Genomic DNA, 19,327 nt, shown 5'->3' with positions numbered 1-19,327 from the left:
CTCACCCTTTTTCATCATGATTGTGCTTTTGAAAGCAAAGCCTTGTAAGCCTTGTAATAACCATCGAACATCACATCATCGCTAAACATAGTCTGATAACGACGAAACGCATTCGCGCCCATCCGATTAGCACGCACCTGATCACCGACCAAAGTCTGCATAGCCTCCCTCAGCGCGCCTGAATCTGACGGCGGTATAACAATGCCCGTCTCCCCGGATGCATTAATGTAAGACGTTCCCGTCTTAATCTCACATGAGATTAGCGGCTTTCCATACATTGCACCTTCAAGCAAGGTAATTCCAAACGCCTCGGAACGCAGATGGGAAGGAAACACGACACCTAAACAGGCTTCGAGCAGAGCGACTTTATCCTCTTCGCTCACACGCCCCAGAAAACGAACATTCTCCGAAACACCAAGCTCTTGAGCAAGACGCTTAAGCTCGCCTTCAACCGGACCTGTACCCGCAATCACCACCGTCAAGTCCGTACCCTTCAACGCCTCAAGCAGGATATGCAACCCTTTGTAATAACGCAGCACACCTACAAAAAGGAAGAAATCGCTGCCAATCTCTTCCTTCCAGCATTGTATTTTTCTGTCACTGACAACGGGATACGTCGCCTTACTTAACCCGATAGGAACGACTGTAGACTTTTCACGATAGTGCTTTAACGTCTGACTAGACTCCAAATAGCTTGGAGAGGTTGCCACGATGCAATCAACAGAGCCCAAAAAGCGTCGCTGTAACGGCGCATACAGTTTCCCAAGAAACTTCTGCCGCACAATATCTGAGTGATATGTCACCAAACTCGGTTTATCCGCATCAATCAACAACTTCAGCAAATCACCAAACGGCCAGGGATAGTGATAATGAACAACATCATAACGATCAATGATGCGTTTCAGCGCACCAAACGCCTGATACGAAAAACCTGTAGAAGCAACATCCAGATCCCTACGCACTGCGTAAACGAGCTGCCCTTCAAACCTAAAAACACGGGAAGGGCCTTTCGTCAGAGTTAGGACATCTGATCGAACTCCCTTCCTTTTACCAACGGATGCTAACTGCCGGATAACCTGCTCAATTCCACCAACCGTTTCCGGAAAGTAGGTCTTAAAGACATGTAAGACTTTCATTTCAGACATGGATCCGATCTCAGTCTGTACGACCATAAATGTCATCAAACCGAACAATATCATCTTCCTGAAGATACGAACCGCTCTGCACTTCTATGATTTCCAGGTTTACCTTACCGGGGTTTTCAAGACGATGCTTAACGCCCACTGGGATATAAGTTGACTGATTTTCAGTCAACAACTCAGTCTCTTCTCCACGGGTTATCAACGCAGTGCCTTTAACGACAATCCAGTGCTCAGCCCGATGATGATGCATCTGCAAAGACAAACGATGTCCCGGTTTGACGCAGATGCGCTTCACCTGAAAACGCTTTCCCGCATCAATAGAGTCATAATGCCCCCACGGACGGAAAACTTTACGGTGCACTTTGTGCTTGCTACCACCCTGAGAATCCAACGTTTTCACTATCGCTTTAACACTTTGAGCACTGTCTTTGTGTGCAACAAGTATCGAATCATCTGATTCTACGATAACAAGATTTTCAAGGCCTGCAGTTGCAATCAAGCTTCGCTCAGAAGAGATGTAACATCCTTTGGTATCTAGCGTAATTGCTTCGCCTTTGACCACATTGGAGTTTTCATCCTTATCAAGCGCTTCCCAAAGAGCATCCCAGGATCCCACATCACTCCAGCCGGCATCTAAAGGAATGATGGCTCCCTGCTCAGTGAGTTCCATCACTGCGTTATCTACAGACTCATCAGGACAGGCCGCGAATGCTGTTTCATCCACATGAATAAAATGCGAATCACTCTCGCTGTTTTTAAACGCCAAATCAGCACTTGCCGCTATCACCGGTGCAAAGTCAGCAAGCTGCTGCCGGAACACCGATGCTTTGAACATAAACATCCCGCTGTTCCAGAAATAATCACCGCTATCTACATATTCACAAGCGGTGGCATAGTCCGGCTTTTCTTTAAACGAATCGATTTTAAACGAGTGATCATCAATTCTATTACCCGCATAAATATAGCCATATCCGGTTTCTGGTTTTTGTGGCGTAATACCAAACGTCACCATAAACCCACTGTCTGCCAGGGTTTTTGCCCGATCAATGGCAAGGAAAAAAGGCTCAAGGTCTGAAATCAGGTGATCCGCTGCTAAAACCAACAAAACAGGATCATCATGCAACTCAAGCGCTTTCTGAGCAGCCAAACTAATCGCGGGTGCAGTATTTCTTGCAAGCGGTTCTAATACAATTGCTCCAGCCTGCAAATCCATCTGCCGCAACTGCTCTGATACAATAAAACGGTGCTGCGCATTACACACAATAATGGGCTCAGCATGCTCCACCCCGTCAAGCCTTAGCAACGTTTCCTGAAACATCGAATTTTCAGACGTTAACGACAGAAACTGCTTTGGATATGCTTGCCTAGACTGAGGCCAAAGACGGGTACCAGAGCCACCACACAAAATCACAGGAACGATCATAAAAGGAAGGCCCTCTCCATACATTTCAAAAAAGCGAATAGCGACACATAAAATGGGGCCAATGATACATCCCAGACACCGCACGTTACAACCATCCCTATGCTTTCTACGCCCCACTTCTCCATCCTCTAACGACACCGCTTTCAACATAAACCGACTTTTCAACACCAAAGACGACTGATACAATGCGCGCGTTTATGTTGCACGCCCCCACAGACACAAGGACATTCACGAGTATGAGCTCCAAAACAGCATTTATTACCGGAATTACAGGCCAAGACGGCGCTTATCTGGCTAAGCTTTTGTTAGATAAAGGTTACAAGGTTGTTGGCGCGATGCCTCGCCGTAGCTCTTCGGGTGTCAACATGTGGCGTCTGGATTGGCTAGGCATCAACGGTAAGGTAATTCTGGAAGATGCAGATATGCTCGACATGTCGAGCTTTGTCCGAATCCTGACAAAATACCAGCCTGACGAGATTTACAACCTTGCAGCTCAGTCATTCGTTCAGACATCTTGGGACCAGCCCCTTTTGACTGGCCAGGTAACAGGACTCGGCGCAGCTAATATTTTGGAAGCAATGCGTTTAGCCGCTCCCAAAGCACGTTTTTATCAGGCATCAACGTCTGAGATGTACGGACTGATCCAGGAACCAATGCAGTCCGAAACAACTCCGTTCTATCCTCGTTCCCCTTATGCTGCAGCCAAGCTTTATGCTCACTGGATGACTGTAAACTACCGCGAGAGCTTCGGGTTGTTTACTTGCAGCGGCATTTTGTTCAATCACGAATCTCCACTACGTGGCCTCGAGTTTGTTACCCGCAAAGTAACCGATGCTGTGGCACGTATTAAATTGGGCATGCAAAACGAACTGCGTTTAGGCAACATCGATGCAAAACGTGATTGGGGACACGCTCAGGACTATGTAGAAGCCATGTGGTTGATGCTTCAGCAAGAAGAAGCTGACGACTATGTCATAGCAACCGGTCGCACAGTAACCGTACGCGACATGTGCAAAATCGCCTTCGAGCACACCGGTCTGAATATGGAAGACCATCTGATCATTGATCCAGAATTCTTCCGCCCGGCCGAAGTTGACGTACTGCTTGGCAACCCTGCGAAAGCTGAGAAAAACTTGGGCTGGACCGCAAAAACATCTCTTGAAGAGATGATCATTGAAATGGTCGATGCCGACATTGCCCGCCTATCCGGCAAGTAAACAAGGAGCAAACGTTGTTACATAGCATCCTTGTCACAGGAAGCACCGGTTTTGTCGGCAAGCGCCTTGTACCAGCACTCCATAAAGCGTTTCCAGCTGCACAGATTCATGCAGCTGGTTCCGCATCAAACTCAAAAGCACTCGCGCTCGACCTAACCTCAGCGGAGAGTGTCAATCGCATCATCAGCGACACAAAACCTGATGCGATCATACATCTTGCAGCAATCTCTCACATCCCAACTGCATTTAAGAATCCAGAGCAGACCTGGCATGTTAATTTGCTTGGCACCCTCAAATTACTCAATGCGGCAACAAGCAGGTCGACCCCCTGTACGTTTTTACAAATAGGCTCCGGTGATTGTTACGGTGAGAGTTTTAAGCAGGCTACTCCGGTAACAGAAGATACTCCATTCAAGCCTCTGAACCCCTATGCTGCAAGTAAAGCAGCGGCTGACATTGGTGTATTTTCATACTGCAATACGCCCAACCTAAAGCTAATTCGTGTTCGCCCGTTTAACCATACCGGGCCCGGACAAAGCAACCAATTCGTCATTTCCGCTTTTGCAGAGCAGATCGCAAAAATCGAAGCGGGTCTACAGCCTCCGACAATAAGCGTTGGGGACCTCAGTGCATTGCGCTGTTTTTTACATGTAGATGACATAATCGATGCCTACATAAGGCTACTCGAAAACAGAGACTCCATCTCCTCTGGTAGTGCTTTTAATATAGCGTCCGATACGCCCGTCTCAATTAAGAGCATACTCAACACACTGCTCAGTCTATCCCAAACCGAAATCAGTGTAGAAACTGATCCAGAGCGACTTCGCCCTACGGACATTCCTGTCGCACAAGCAGATTCTTCTCTCTTAAAACATGCCACTGGCTGGTCTCAGAAAACAGAGCTTCAAGATACCTTAAACGAAGTACTCGATTTCTGGCGTAACCATTACAAACAGGACAATTAAACGTGCGGGCATTGTTCGTAATCCTGACTTTCACCCGTCAGGACCTGATAGAAAAGTACTCGGGATCTATTCTGGGCAGCCTTTGGTCGCTGCTCATGCCACTGGTTAATATCCTGATATTTACAATCATATTCTCGAAGATCATGGGCGCTCGATTAAGCGTTTCGGGCTTAGAGTTAGACGAATACAATTACAGCTTATATTTGGTTTCAGCCCTCCTGGCCTGGAACTGCTTTGCCGCATGTGTCACGCGCACGACAACGATATATCAGGAAAAAGCAGGCATAATTTCCAAAGTAAACATTGGGCTGCGCACCTTGCCTGCCTATATCCTGCTGTCGGAGACCATTATCTATGTCATCTCGATGGTGTTTTTTACAGCATTCGCACTCATAGTGGGTCATAGCTTCGGCTGGACCGTGCTCGCTTTACCCGTACTTTTTCTGATTCAACAAATCATTGCATATAGCCTGGGTCTCATCGCAGCAACATTCTCGGTATTTATCAGAGACATACGAGAACTCGTTGCGATCGTCTTCCATGTGTGGTTTTGGATGACCCCGATTGTCTATGTCGTCAACATTCTGCCCGATGGACTGTCGAGCTTGATGTCCTTTAACCCCGCGATAGGATTTATCGAAGCCTACCGAGATATCATTCTCATGAACAAGCTGCCGGGGCTTGAATTCATGCTAACCGCCTCACTCGTGGCATTAAGCTTGTTTGTGTTTGCGCAATATATAAACAAGCACCTTCAGAGTGACATCCGGGACTTTATATAAGGCCATATCATGATTACCGTCGATCAACTGTCGAAGAGTTTTAAACTCTACAAAAAGCCCTCCGACCGGCTGAAAGAGCTGGTTATGAGAAAGCCTTATCACACTCGCCACACCGTGCTGAATAACCTCAGCTTTACGGTCGAAGACGGAGAAGCACTTGCTATCCTCGGACGGAACGGCGCGGGTAAATCGACGCTTTTGAAAATTCTTACCGGCGTTCTAGAACCGGATACTGGAACGGTCCAGCTCAGCGGAAAACTGACAGGCCTGCTCGAACTTGGAACCGGTTTCGATTTCAATTTGACCGGTTTACAGAACATCCATACCAACGGATTATTAATTGGTATGTCACCGGAAGAGATCGAGAGCAAGCTCGAAGATATCATTACATTCTCAGAACTCGGCCACTATATTCATGAGCCAATCCGCACATACTCTTCCGGTATGGTTATGCGGCTCGCGTTTTCTATATCAATACACGCCGAACCTGAAATATTCCTGATTGACGAAGCCTTATCTGTCGGTGATGGGCATTTTCAACAAAAATGCATGCGAAAAATCCGCCAGTTCCGTGCAAACGGCGGTTCCATCGTATTCGTTTCTCATGACCTTAATGCCGTAAAGATGCTGTGTGATCGCGCTATCGTTCTTGATAAAGGGAACGTGGTAGCAGACAGCGAACCTGAGTCCGCTGTAAATATTTATAATCAGCTACTCGGTACCGAAACTGAAGTTGAAGCCCCTAAACTAGAAAGCAGCGGCTATGGCACACGCGAGGCCTTAATAGAAAAAGCAACTCTCACAGGTGTAGACTCAGCATCACAGATTATTACCAGCGGCGAAAATGCCATCCTCACGGCACATGTCAATGCCAAAGCCCCACTTGAGTCAGTCACATTAGGCATGATGATTCGAGATCGCTTCGGTCAAGATATCTTTGGCACCAACACCTATCACCTAAACCATCCCATCAGCCTACAAGCAGGACAACTGGTAGAATTTAGCTTCACCCTACCCATGACACTTGCGCCCGGCAAATACACCATGTCACTGGCATTGCATGAAGGTTCTGACCATACACGCCATTGTTACCACTGGTGGGATAACGCATTAAACTTTGAGATAGCCGGAATTCGGGGCCCGCAATTTGCAGGTGTATGCAACCTTTCACCCACAATTCAGCAACGCCAGACCGACATGTGAACGAAGACAAAATTATGTTAAAAAGAAACAATCCAAATATCGACTTTGATGCGTTGAATGCCCGAATTGCAGAACAACTCACTCACTATCAACACAATACAGCCATCCCACCAGAGTTTGCTGTAGAAACACGATCATCGGCCCCAGCGGTATCAACAACAGCCCCTATCACAAGCATCACTGAACTACTGTCACTAGAAGATAAAGAGTTTGTATCTGAAGCATATAAACTCCTGCTTGGGCGCCCATCAGATAATGATGGACTTAACCACTATCTCGGTTTGCTGCGCAGCGGCGAAGAGAAGAGCCACATCATCAACAGCCTTGCATTTTCCGCTGAAGGTAAAAAGAATGCGCACTTAGTTCCTGGTCGCACAAAGCAGCTGATAAAACGGGTTATATTAAAACTTCCCGTGATTAGCAAAGTATCAGCTACTCTCTTTTCCACACTATCTGCCCCCCAGTTTCGACGCTATATACAGGCGCGCTTCAACCATTTTTATCGTTTGGGAGAAGATCACAACGCTCGCCTGAATAACGTCGACTCAACCTTTGCTGCCCACGCCCAACAGCTAGACACACAACAAGAAGCTATTGCGGCACTACAAGAACTAGTTAGCCAACAAGCTGCTGATAATCTGGCATCCTTCTCCGCTCAACAAGAAATGCTTATAGAAAACAATGAGTTTTTGACGCTGCAGCAGACGGCACTAACAGAGCATAAAGACCACCTCACGGCACAGAAAGAGACATTAACAGAGCACAATGAGTTTCTTACACTGCAGCAAGAAGCACTTGCAGAGCACAAAGACGCCCTTACGCATCAAAAGGAAACTATTGCCTCTCAAAGCACTATTATTTCCCAATTGAATAACGAAGCAACTACACAAAAAAAATACATTGAGCAGCTTAAACTTCGCATTAACACCTTAGAAAACCTGAAAGCTGCTGCGCCCAACCCCGAAAAACAGCGCACCGTATCCCCTATATCTCAATCTGCAGAGATTGAAGACGCATTCTATGTAGCATTTGAGAGCCATTTCCGAGGCAGCACAGAAACAATCACAAGCCGCCTCCAATACTACGTGCCGCTGATACAAAAAAATCCTACGCTAAAGGCCTGCTCACTACCAAGCGTAGATATTGGCTGTGGCCGCGGTGAGTGGCTCAATGTCCTGAGAGAGGAAGGTTTAGAGCCCCTTGGTATAGACCTAAATTCAGTCAATGTTGCGCTGTGCTCAGAAGCAGGCCATAACGCTCTGAAAACCGATGGTTTGAGCTGGTTACAAGATCAACCAGATAACAGCCTTGCGCTGATCAGCTCCTTCCACGTCATTGAGCACCTAACATTTGAACAGTTTAACCACTTGCTCACACAAGCTATTCGCACCTTAGTTCCTGGCGGCATGCTGATATTGGAAACACCAAACCCTGAGAACCTGATCACCGGTGCGACACACTTTTATACAGATCCAACCCATCTGCATCCACTGCCCCCAGCATTTACTGAGTTCACTGTAACTTATAAAGGGTTTACTGACGTTACTATCCATCGACTAAACGCGATACCCGAAGAGTTCTGCATCCCTCAGAATTCAACAACTGCAGAGCGCTGCAACACTCTCTTTTACGGCCCGCAAGACTATGCAGTAACTGCTGTCAAACCTTTTTTGGATAACTGAGGGGGGATGGCACAATGAAAAGAATTAAGATCCACCAATTTACGCCAGCAACCGCCGTAGGTGACGGTGTAACAACGGGTCTGTTTGTCACCCAAAAGCTCCTGCGCAGCATCGGCTATGAATCAACTATCTACTCGGCACATATTCCGCCGACTCTTACGGATAAAATTCAGCCGATAGATATGCTTCACTCTAAAGAAACAGACCTTCTGCTCGTACACCATTCTATGGGGCATGACCATGATGACCTAATAACATCCTTTCAATGCCCCATGGCGATGATTTATCACAACATAACTCCGGCCAGGTTTTTCGCGGCAGGGACAGCGGAGCACATATACTCGAAAAAAGGCCGCCAACAACTGAAGCAATGGAGTGACCTTTTCATCGGTGCGATCGGCGATTCGCTATACAATAGCGAAGAACTGAAGGACGCAGGGTACTCCAATATCATCACACTACCGATGCTGATTGACATGGAGAAGTTCCATGAAAAAACGGTGTCCGCGCCAAAGGACTGGGGATTAAACCTTTCCCGTTCCCGATTACTGTCTGTGGGCCGCATTGTGGAAAACAAACGTCAGCATCTGCTTCTGGAAGCGATGTGGTACCTAAAAAACCACCATGACGATATAACCCTACCGCAACTTGTGATCGTAGGTGGCGTTACCAGCCCGGAATACGAATATTCCCTGAAGGCACACATCCTTAAGCTAGGACTTGAAGATGATGTTCTCATGCCAGGAAAATGCAGTGACGAAGAATTAAGCTGGCTTTACCAAAACTCTGATTGCTACTGGTGCGCCAGTGAACATGAAGGGTTCTGTATGCCACTCATTGAGTCAGGCTTTTTTGAGCTGCCTGTCGTTAGCTTTGCATCCTCAAACATACCATCGACACTTGGCGAATCCGGCCTGATCATTGAGCAAAGCGATCCGGCAATACTGGCTGCAACGACAGCGCAGCTACTGGCAAACAATACGCTGAAGCAAGATCTCATCAATGCAGGCACGCGCAACCTTAATAACTTCCAAAGCTCAACGCTCATACCTAAGCTCAGCGCATACCTATCATCACTGAACCCAGCCCTGACCATCCAATAGCAGACATCACAATCATGATACCTAAAGCGATACATCAGTTTTCAATCGTTGGACACCCTGGTGACGGAATCACCAACGGCATGCTTCTTACCCAGAGACTGCTGCGTCATGCAGGTATCAAATCTGAAATTTACTGTACAGAAGTGGACGCAGAGCTAGCCGACAAAATATTGCCCTTTGGCCAATACGAAGGCCATCCAGAGCAAGTTCTGCTGATTCATCATGGGATAGGAAACAATCAGGAAGCAGAGTTAAAGCAGCTGTCTGATAAATGTTTCATGGTATTCCACAACATTACACCTGCATCTTTCTTTGCCGAAAACGATCCGATACAGCCGATGCTGACACATGGTTGGCAGCAGGTAGATAGCTGGAAAACATGGCTCACCGGCGCCATCGCAGACTCACGTCAAAACTATGACTTACTGATCGAACACGGATACTCTCCGGACATCTGCCAGGACATCCCTCTGCTGGTCGATCTGGACAAGTTCAACGCCCTTCAGCCACGGCATTCATTCCGCCCGGAACATGAAGTCTTTAACCTGCTTTTTGTTGGCCGCCTCATGCCACACAAAAATCAACATGGTTTGATAGACGCATTATACCACCTGCGCTGTATGACACAGCAGGATATTCGCTTAACACTTGTCGGCAACAACTCTGACCGCGAATACTGTGAAAAGCTGAACGAACAAATCAAGAATCTGGGGCTTCAGCACGCGGTTAAAATGACAGGCAAAGTCAGCGATGACGCCCTCACACAGTATTATCAACAGTCAGATCTTTATGTGAGCCTCAGCCATCATGAAGGCTTCGGCATGCCTCTGATCGAAGCGATGAGTCAGCACCTACCCGTACTTGCCTTTAGTAACACCGATAGCAATGTTGCAGATACAATTGGCACTGGTGGCCTGATTCTGAAAAGTGACGATCCTGTTCACTGCGCGGCAACTATTGCTCAGCTGATTGCCAATCCAAGATTGCGTGCGCAGATCAACACTCAGGCCCAGACCCACCTTGAGCGCTATACGTCTTCAACCTTATACGATCAGCTACAACGCTTTATGGCTCAGTTTGATATTCAACTGCCCGATACACACTTTGAAAAAAGCGAGGCACAAACAACCAGCTTTCGCATCGAAGGGCCTTTTGATTCAAGCTACAGCCTCGCCTCTGTGAACCGCAATCTGGCCCTGGCACTTTCAGCGCAAGAGCCAGAGAGCACAGCCCTGTACTCGACAGAAGGCCATGGCGATTTTTCGCCTGATCAGCAATTTCTCGATACTCACCCAAACGTTGAAAAGCTGCATCAAGCAGGTTGTTCCAGTGCGCAAGCAAACACTACATTGCGCCTGCTTTATCCACCAAGAGTCAGCGGAATGAAGGGTGTAAACAATGGTTTGGGATGTTACGGCTGGGAAGAATCCGTCCTGCCGTGGAATTACATCACCAACTTTAATCAACACCTGCAGTTTGCCACCACGATGTCGGATTACGTCACCAAAACGATGATCGACAACGGCACCAATATCCCCCTTTATACAACGGGAATCGGCGCAGATCACATTCTTGGTGCTCAACCTGATCCAACACAGCTGCCAGAGATCACCCATGGGTTACGCTTGCTACACATCTCTTCATGCTTTCCGCGCAAAGGGATTGATTGCTTACTCAGTGCATATGCAGACGCATTTTCTGCGGATGATGATGTCACTCTCATCATCAAAACCTTTCCAAATCCACACCATAATATTGAACAACAACTATCAACATGGCGTAGTCAACACCCACAGGCGCCACATATTACGTTGATCAACAAAGATCTTGACGATAGTGCTATTCGGGCACTTTACGAAGTCGCTAGTGTTTTGATCGCACCAAGTCGCGGAGAAGGCTTTGGCTTACCAATGGCCGAAGCAATGCTACATCATGTGCCGGTAATAACGACGGGCTATGGCGGCCAAACCGACTTCTGTACCGAACAAACCAGCTGGTTGATTGATTATCAGTTTGCCCGGGCTCAATCACACATGGGACAAGCAGCATCAATATGGGTCGAACCAGACGCAGGACATCTGAGCGAACTGCTGAAAACATTCGGCACTCACTACACAGATGGCACGTTATCGAGCTGGGTCTCCCAGAAAGCAGAGGCGGCATACCATCTCATTAACAGCAGATATACCTGGTCGACAGTCGCTGAACACACTCGACAAGCGGTAAGCCAACTCCAGCAAGCACCGATGCTTGAGCCAGAGTTAAAATTTGGCTGTATCACAACATGGAACAGCAAATGTGGTATCGCAACCTACAGCCAAATGCTGCTAGAGCCTGCGTTAAGCAATGCCGTCATATTTGCCAACGACAACGTAGAAAAAACAGCGACTGACAACGCATATGTTCAACGCTGCTGGACAGCAGGACAAGATGACTCTCTAGAGCGCTTACTTAAGGCCATTCAAGATGCCGGTCTTTCACAAGTGCTCATCCAGTTCAATTTCTCTTTTTTCAGTCTGCAATCTCTGAAAAACCTGTTAGCAGCATTGCATGCCCAAGGCATTCAAACGTTTATCACCCTACACTCAACCGCAGATGTGTATTGGGGTGAGGAATTAAAGACCTTGCAGACCCTTCTGCCAGAACTAGAACATTGCACCCGCATACTGGTTCATAGTGCGCAGGACCTTAACCGCTTGAAATCCTGGGGACTGATTGAGAACTGCACGCTTTTACCTCATGGGGTCACACGGCACAACATTCAGGTTAAAAAGCCAGCCCATGCGAACCCGCACCTAAGCGGCAAACAGGTTATCGCCAGCTACGGCTTTCTTCTGCCACATAAAGGCACACAGTCACTGATTCACGCGTTCAAAAAGATACACGCGCAAAATCCAAACAGTCACTTATTGCTCATGAATGCAGAATACCCTGCTCCGGTATCCGCAGAAGAAGCGCAGGCCTGCCGCGAGCTTATCGACAGCCTCAACTTAAACGAACATGTCACGCTGAATACAGACTTCCTTGAAGATCATGAATCCCTAAGCTGGTTGTCTTTGGCAGATATCATCGTCTTTCCTTACCAGCAGACCCAGGAATCTTCCAGTGCAGCCGTACGCTGGGGGTTAGCGACAGGTAAACCTGTTATATGCACCCCGTTGTCGATTTTTGAAGATGTCGCCGATGCGGTAGCTTTTTCTGATGGCTGCTCTCCAGATGAGCTTGCCGAATGCATCAGTAATACACTCAACGACCCAGCCACACTCAATGCTCTCAATGAGCGACAGCAGGACTGGTTAGTCCAACACAACTGGACACGGATCTCCAAACGCCTTAAAAACCTAAGTACTTCGCTTTTGCTAAACAACATAAGGACAGGTTAATCACGTGATATCCCGGCAGGCTCGCCCGATCTATCAAGCATCACTGCTTATTGTGATGCTAGTCAGTCTGATAACCATTTGGTCCTCAGATGATGACACTTCGGGACGCCTGTCAGGCATGATATACGACAGCCTGTTATCCCCCTCAGCATTAGCCCCCGATAACCGCGTCGTTGTGATTGATATCGATGAGGAAAGCCTGCAAAAGATAGGACGCTGGCCATGGCCACGTGTCACTCAGGCTAAACTTCTTGAACAACTGCAACGTCAGCAACCTGCAATAATTGGTCTCGACATACTTTTCCCAGAGCCCGACAACAATCCGCTTGCAGATCAAGAACTTAAATATCAGCTATCACAACCCAATGTCATCTCTGCGGTGACTTTTTCACAACCCGAAGTAAACCCATTGCATCATAAAGCAGACCCGGCATGGCCTGTCAGCGATACAATGATCGCCCTGGCACCCACCCTGCTGGACATGGAAAAGACAGCTCTCGGGCACATCAGTCCCACTTATGATGCTGATAATGTCATCCGTCGTATCCACCCGGTGATATGCACCGATAGCTGCATCAAAACCCTATCGATAGCCATGTTAGAACGCCTCACCAGCCTGACAGCAGAGTGGAGTCCCAGCACATCCTACATTGCCAACAGTCAATTCTGTATTGGCCCGTACTGTCAGTATGTAGACGACAATCAACACATCTGGATTCCCTATCAACACAGCCACATTGTCGACGCCATCCCCGCATGGAAAGTACTAACAGGAGAATCTATCCCCAACCTCCGGGGCACGCTCACACTGATAGGCACCTCAGCGGTTGGTCTCGGTGACAATGTCATCACACCTCTTTCGCCTGAAACCCCAGGCGTTAACATCCATGCTCTCTTATTATCAAGCTGGCTCGATAGTGCTTCCTGGCAACCGCTTCCCCATCAAACACTCTGGCAAAGCCTCGCCTTAATACTCATTACATGTGTCTTTTTGGTGGGTGCCTATGCTCAAAAAGCAACACACCAAATACTGATTACCGTTATAAGCATTGCCGTTGTAGTGACCGTAGGCGGCACCCTGTTCCGAGCGGGAATCTGGGCGAACCCACTCCCTCTAATTATCACAATGACTGTTCAACTCGCACTCATGGCCATTGCCTATGGTGTACGAAACCATCTTGAGCGCTTGCAGCTGGAAAACGCTTTCAACACATACGTACCGCCCTTCATTCTTCAGCAACTCATCAAAGGGCGACAAGACCATGACGCTCTTGCCCCAAAACGTACCGAAATTACCGTATTGTTTGCGGATATAAAGGGTTTCACGCATTTATGCGAAAAACTGCAGCCCGAACAAATCGCAGAAATGACTAACCATTTATTTACTGAGTTAACTGAAGAGATTCACCGCCACAACGGTACGCTGGATAAGTATATGGGAGACTGCATCATGGCATTCTGGGGAGCACCACTGTCACAACCCAGCCACAAAGAATTAGCACTCAATTGTGCGCTGGCATTGCAGCAACGAACAGATGAACTCGCAGACTGGCTAACACGTCATAACCTTCCACTGGTACAACTCAGTATTGCGTTGGAAACTGGAGATGTGACCGTTGGCAATATGGGCTCCCGCCAGCGCCGTGCTTATACCGCACTTGGCCACCCCGTCAATCTGGCAGCTCACCTTCAAGGGATGTCCAACATACTCAAACACAACATACTGATCGGCCCTCAGCTCACCTCTCAACTCCCTGTATCGTCATACACATCTTTGGGTGAGCTGGAGATTAAAGGTATTACCGGACAGCAACATATCTCCGCTCCTAAACAGAACATGGACTCCCAACGTTCAATCGTTCGCAAGGCGCAAAGCGCTAAAAAATCCACAGTAGCGTAATGACGTAACTAAGCCAGAAAGCTAGATCAGACTCTTGGCTACACATCAATATGCCGCGTTCGTACTACTATAAGCTTGAGAATATCGCTATTTACTCAGTACCCGAACGCCCGAGCAGAGAATGGCGATATAACCTAATAGGCCGGAATCTATTATCCAGTAGGTAGAAAGATCACCAATTCAAAGTACGAAGCCACGCTGAGCGCAGAGAAGAATAAAGTTGATACGCTTCCATCATCAACGTGGCTAAACTGGTAATAAACTCAAGACACAATTAACGGCTAATATCTACGCTCGTATTAACCCAATGAGTCGCGCCCACCGCATCAACGCCCGGTGCAAGATTGTACTGAAACAAATAACCGGCTTCCCCTGCGCCTGGTGAAAATACACCATTAATCACAGCAGGAGCGCCACTATCACTGCTAAAAAACCCCGTGCTCCGCACATCACCACTTCCCACTATCGATGAAGTTTCCGATAAGCTTTCAGCGTCAAAATTCACATGCGTAGCAAAACGCGCCTGCTCAAAATCTATCAACAGTGACGCATTACTTAACACCGCCCCTTCAAGTCGATCAGAGCGCTTAACATAAGCCTCATAACCATTTAATCTAAAAAACGTCCTACCTGTGCTTGGAATATCTCGATCATCAACCCGCTCTTCTAGCATACCAAACACACTATTCAATGCCGCATAACGCCGATTTTCATATAACAGACGCGCAATGGTTTTATAACTCTCATCATCCCCGCTATATTCCGCCCAACGCCCCCATATAATAGAAGGCTTTTCAACCAACCCGGCATCCTTCGGTAACGGCAGCCCATCTCCCTTCAACCCAGCCTCAACCACCAATTGCACCAATGGGCGTTCGCTCACATAAGCACTCAGTTCTTCCCGACGACCATCAAAGTCAATTTGCTCATCATTGGGATAATGAGTGCCGCCCCCAGACAAGCCCGCTCGGGCCTCTTGCTCGGTAGGTGACTCATTAGATACCTCAGCCTTCCCTTCACCCTCAACCTTCTCAGACGACTCATCCGGATTGTCTAGGGTAGACGCTGGAGCCTTATTGTCATGTTTGGTCTCCTGACTACTTAAATTGTCACCAACTTGACGTAATAAATGCCGCTCCTCAGGCAACGGGGGATTCAGATCATCCGGCGACAATGTATCGTATTTGATAACCGTACTTTCTCCCACACGCGTTTCCAATACCGCCCCTAAGTCCACCGCCAGCAACTCTGCTGCCGCCACTCCATCACAAGGTCCTGAACCCGCAACCTGGCAACCATCTCCAAAAGGAGACATCACAACACCGCCACTGCGCACACTGATACGGCTTAACGCTTCCGACGCATACACACTGTAATCCGTGCCTCTTACGCCTATAGCAGCCACAGGCGTATTTAGCCTATACTGACGCTTATTCATCTCGCCCGCGCGTCCGGTAATGGAGCGCAATACCCCAGTTTCAAGCTGAATTTTTACTCGATTCTGGCTCAGATTAGCTGAATCATAGCTGTAACGTTCGATACGCATCCGACTATTCGGTCGAAGACTAAAAAAACCCTTATCATGCATCAACAGATGCACATGCCCATCCGGCCCAGTAGAAAATGCATCACCCTCAAATATGGTATCGCCCCGCGTAACATCAGTTGTCACAGAACCACGATCAAGGGTAGCCTTTCCAACTGCAAATATAATTTGCCCCACAGAAGTTTTTGCGTACACGTTATTAACCATAAACACAAACAGACAAGCTACTGGCAACACAATCGACCTGATAAACATCATAAATACCCCATGCCACACTTCTCCATTTTATACCCCCTACAACGCTATAATCTGATAACGCCCAACACAACCGCTGGAATACGCAGGTTAGAACGAATAAAGCACTCAATAGCCCTTTCTCAAAAAGCATTCTGCCCTATAATACAGAACCTACACGCCAATTTAATCTAAATCAGCTGTATTATTCGGATGTTATAACTGCGCCACGGACTACCCCTTGAACAAACGAACTCCAAACTCTCTGTTTATCCCAAGCCACACTTCATCCGTATCTGTGCGCACGTGGCTCCTACGCTTTCTGCTGTGTATTTTTTGTGCAATCCTACCAAAAACTAGCCACGCCTACACCACAGAATTGATACAGCACCTCAAAAACAACAACACGAATACCGCCTATCAATGGCTCAAAGCCAATGAACATCTTTACGCAAATGATCCAAACTTCAATGAATGGCTCGCACAACTCGCCCTCTTACGTCATCAATATCCTCAAGCTATTAACGCACTTGAGCGCCTAATTCTACTCAAACCCAACCACATCGGCGCACGGCTAGACCTAACCCTCGCCTATTATAAGACAGGCGAAATCCGTGAAGCCCGCGACGAATTCACCCACCTAAAAGCAGTGCTCGCTCATATCGATATCGTACCCCAATCGGTGAATGAGCTCATGCAACAAATGGCCATCAACCTCGCACGTCCAACTAACACAGCAACACGCATCATTAACCTCGCTGTCACCGCAGGTTATGACAACAATTCCAACCTTGCCACCGACGCAGAAAGCATCACCCTTAACCTGCAAGGGCAAATCCCCATTGAACTCTACCTAGCCCCGGAAAGCACCGCCACCCCGGATTCATTTATAGAAGAACACCTACAGTTCTCTCTCGCAGAATCGCCCGATCGTTGTCAGCAACAATGGTGTTATGCCCTATTGGGCAATATATCAGCACGCCAATACCAAACGCATACTACCTACAGCCGCCGACACGGGCTACTGGGGGGGCTTGTAAGAAAACAGGCACAAGGCACTCACCACCAATGGATAACATACGCTCAATACCAAGAGCCAAATGAGCGGGATGCACTATCAATACTCGCCCTAGAATACAGTCGACAGAATCTGAGCACCCCATCAATGCCAGGGTTCAGACTGCACGCAGATTATCGCCACAACCAACATGATAAGCCCGACAGCCAGTACCTAGCCGCCTCGCTGTTTACTGATAAAGCCCAGCGATGGAGCTACAACCTCAACGTCGGCTACCATCGACAGCCAATGAGGAATGCGGGTAATACCTTCCGCGCCCAAGCCAGCAGCAGCCATAATATGAATATCGCCCAATGGACACTGCGCCACACCGCCAGCATTATTATCGAGCGCGATGCGCACAGCTACAGTGAATTTTTATTTGGCTCGACTCGCCGTAAAGATACGCGCTTTACGCTAAGCGCCAGCGCCAGTCGTCCGCTCACCTCCCGCTGGCAGCTGTCTCTCAACTTACGTTACAGCCAAAACAAATCCAGCATCCCTCTTCTCAACCATAACCGACTGGAAGCCCAAAGCACCCTAAGCTACCTCTGGTAATGCTCCCAAAGCTCAAATAATACCAATAACACGACATCCACTCCCCCTGATACTGATCGCCATTAACGAAAGCCCAAAACTCTGAGTACAGCACTTGCAAGGCGGAGCATTTATGATAACCTCCGACACCCTTTATGTTCGTTGCAGACGTTAACAAACATTTTTTAAAAATGTGCGCTACGTCACAGTATTGAAACTGCAACTACGCATAATAAGGAACACCCAAAACGGGTCGTTGCACCTCTTTTAAGGAAACACAAAGAATTAAAAGATTTTAGGGTGCAACCAATAGATAAGAGGCTGACGGGCCTCATATCGGGATTTGCCCGATATCTGTTGTACGTCGATTCGACTAAACTTTATGGAGAACAACAACATGGCAACTGTTTCCGAACAGATCCAGGAAATTTACATCGGCCTTCTCGGTCGCGCTGCAGATAAAAGTGGTCTGGACTACTGGGCAGATGAGATCAACACTGGTAAACTCACCATCGAGCAGCTGCGTGCAAACATTGTTAATGAACAACCAGAATATGCTGCGGGCCTGGGTCAGTTAACCCGCGCTCAGCTGGTTAACTCGCTGTACGAAAACTTGTTTGAACGTGCAGCTGAAGCTGAAGGCCTGGACTACTGGGTGAACGGCGGCGGCTCTACTGTAAACGCTGACCAGCTGGTACTGGCACTGTCTGCAGGCGCAGCTGCAGCTGACCGCCTGACACTGGACAACAAAACAGACGCGGCTGAATACTACACAGCAAACGTTACAACTTACACAGCTGATTCTGCCACAGCAGCCGTCAGTTCTGTAGACGGAACTCAAGCGTCTGTTGATGCATCAAAAGCTGCAACTAACGACAATTCTCAAACGTCGGGTCAAACTTTCACTCTGACTGTTAGTAGTGGTGAAAAATTAAAAATAGACAGTAAAAGTGTAGTTAATGGTGCGTCATCGAGCTTTGATCGATTATTCAAAAATACAGTAACACCTGCACTTTTGGGAGTGTAGTCAATGATCGAGTGTTATTGCGTTATTTCTTAAATATACGGGCTGGTCAGCCTGCATATTTAAGGGATAAGTCATGAATCGACAAATTCTAAAGGCTTGAGATCGACGGATCTCATTAACAAAAGC

At 47.7% G+C, this 19,327-nt stretch carries 13 protein-coding genes; 10 read left to right on the top strand and 3 right to left on the bottom strand.

The features are described 5' to 3' along the window. Positions 1 to 14: 14 nt before the first annotated feature. A complete protein-coding gene (locus IOQ59_RS01655; RefSeq protein ID WP_304621429.1) occupies positions 15 to 1,145 on the bottom strand; it encodes a glycosyltransferase family 4 protein in 1,131 nt (376 codons plus the stop codon). Positions 1,146 to 1,155: 10 nt separating this feature from the next. Then, positions 1,156 to 2,715: a mannose-1-phosphate guanylyltransferase/mannose-6-phosphate isomerase gene (locus tag IOQ59_RS01650; protein ID WP_307726981.1), complete on the bottom strand. Its 1,560-nt coding sequence runs from the start codon at positions 2,713 to 2,715 to the stop codon at positions 1,156 to 1,158. An 86-nt stretch (positions 2,716 to 2,801) separates the two neighbouring features. Between IOQ59_RS01650 and gmd the strand changes: the two genes are divergently transcribed. The 8 genes from gmd (at position 2,802) to IOQ59_RS01610 (ending at position 14,800) form a co-directional block, all read left to right on the top strand. Then, positions 2,802 to 3,782 (top strand): GDP-mannose 4,6-dehydratase, encoded by a 981-nt coding sequence (gene gmd, locus IOQ59_RS01645; protein ID WP_193951507.1) that lies wholly within the window; start codon positions 2,802 to 2,804, stop codon positions 3,780 to 3,782. 14 nt (positions 3,783 to 3,796) lie between these two features. Beyond that, complete coding sequence (locus IOQ59_RS01640) at positions 3,797 to 4,747, top strand: GDP-mannose 4,6-dehydratase (RefSeq protein ID WP_193951506.1); 951 nt, start codon at positions 3,797 to 3,799, stop codon at positions 4,745 to 4,747. 2 nt (positions 4,748 to 4,749) lie between these two features. Beyond that, positions 4,750 to 5,529, top strand: coding sequence for an ABC transporter permease (locus IOQ59_RS01635; protein WP_193951505.1), 780 nt, complete (start codon positions 4,750 to 4,752; stop codon positions 5,527 to 5,529). A gap of 9 nt (positions 5,530 to 5,538) precedes the next feature. After that, positions 5,539 to 6,732 (top strand): ABC transporter ATP-binding protein, encoded by a 1,194-nt coding sequence (locus IOQ59_RS01630; RefSeq protein WP_193951504.1) that lies wholly within the window; start codon positions 5,539 to 5,541, stop codon positions 6,730 to 6,732. Beyond that, positions 6,729 to 8,414 carry a methyltransferase domain-containing protein gene (locus IOQ59_RS01625; RefSeq protein WP_193951503.1) on the top strand — a complete coding sequence of 562 codons (1,686 nt, stop codon included), beginning with the start codon at positions 6,729 to 6,731 and terminating at the stop codon, positions 8,412 to 8,414. The genes IOQ59_RS01630 and IOQ59_RS01625 overlap by 4 nt, the downstream gene beginning before the upstream one ends. A 14-nt stretch (positions 8,415 to 8,428) precedes the next feature. Next, positions 8,429 to 9,517: a glycosyltransferase gene (locus IOQ59_RS01620; protein ID WP_193951502.1), complete on the top strand. Its 1,089-nt coding sequence runs from the start codon at positions 8,429 to 8,431 to the stop codon at positions 9,515 to 9,517. Positions 9,518 to 9,597: 80 nt separating this feature from the next. Then, complete coding sequence (locus tag IOQ59_RS01615) at positions 9,598 to 12,900, top strand: glycosyltransferase family 4 protein (RefSeq protein ID WP_228050593.1); 3,303 nt, start codon at positions 9,598 to 9,600, stop codon at positions 12,898 to 12,900. 55 nt (positions 12,901 to 12,955) lie between these two features. After that, positions 12,956 to 14,800, top strand: a complete 1,845-nt coding sequence (locus tag IOQ59_RS01610) for a CHASE2 domain-containing protein (protein ID WP_228050626.1) — start codon at positions 12,956 to 12,958, stop codon at positions 14,798 to 14,800. Positions 14,801 to 15,074: 274 nt separating this feature from the next. Here IOQ59_RS01610 and IOQ59_RS01605 read toward each other — a convergent pair whose 3' ends face one another. Next, the gene (locus IOQ59_RS01605) at positions 15,075 to 16,472 is read right to left on the bottom strand and encodes a FecR family protein (protein ID WP_193951499.1); all 1,398 of its coding nucleotides are present in this window, start codon (positions 16,470 to 16,472) and stop codon (positions 15,075 to 15,077) included. A gap of 349 nt (positions 16,473 to 16,821) precedes the next feature. Between IOQ59_RS01605 and IOQ59_RS01600 the strand changes: the two genes are divergently transcribed. Continuing rightward, positions 16,822 to 18,195: a tetratricopeptide repeat protein gene (locus IOQ59_RS01600; protein ID WP_193951498.1), complete on the top strand. Its 1,374-nt coding sequence runs from the start codon at positions 16,822 to 16,824 to the stop codon at positions 18,193 to 18,195. 376 nt (positions 18,196 to 18,571) lie between these two features. After that, positions 18,572 to 19,201: a DUF4214 domain-containing protein gene (locus IOQ59_RS01595; RefSeq protein ID WP_193951497.1), complete on the top strand. Its 630-nt coding sequence runs from the start codon at positions 18,572 to 18,574 to the stop codon at positions 19,199 to 19,201. Positions 19,202 to 19,327: the final 126 nt, after the last annotated feature.

Source organism: Pontibacterium sinense, from assembly GCF_015209595.1.
Lineage (GTDB): Bacteria > Pseudomonadota > Gammaproteobacteria > Pseudomonadales > Balneatricaceae > Pontibacterium > Pontibacterium sinense.
The sequence above is the reverse complement of the archived record's forward strand: the minus strand, read 5'-3'. Positions and strand labels throughout refer to the sequence as shown.

What these genes read in the sequence shown, in the direction of transcription:
- IOQ59_RS01655 (WP_304621429.1), bottom strand. Translation starts at nt 1,145, where the DNA reads ATGTCTGAAATGAAAGTCTTACATGTCTTTAAGACCTACTTTCCGGAA.
- IOQ59_RS01650 (WP_307726981.1), bottom strand. Translation starts at nt 2,715, where the DNA reads ATGTTGAAAGCGGTGTCGTTAGAGGATGGAGAAGTGGGGCGTAGAAAG.
- gmd (WP_193951507.1), top strand. Translation starts at nt 2,802, where the DNA reads ATGAGCTCCAAAACAGCATTTATTACCGGAATTACAGGCCAAGACGGC.
- IOQ59_RS01630 (WP_193951504.1), top strand. Translation starts at nt 5,539, where the DNA reads ATGATTACCGTCGATCAACTGTCGAAGAGTTTTAAACTCTACAAAAAG.
- IOQ59_RS01620 (WP_193951502.1), top strand. Translation starts at nt 8,429, where the DNA reads ATGAAAAGAATTAAGATCCACCAATTTACGCCAGCAACCGCCGTAGGT.
- IOQ59_RS01615 (WP_228050593.1), top strand. Translation starts at nt 9,598, where the DNA reads ATGCTTCTTACCCAGAGACTGCTGCGTCATGCAGGTATCAAATCTGAA.
- IOQ59_RS01610 (WP_228050626.1), top strand. Translation starts at nt 12,956, where the DNA reads ATGCTAGTCAGTCTGATAACCATTTGGTCCTCAGATGATGACACTTCG.
- IOQ59_RS01595 (WP_193951497.1), top strand. Translation starts at nt 18,572, where the DNA reads ATGGCAACTGTTTCCGAACAGATCCAGGAAATTTACATCGGCCTTCTC.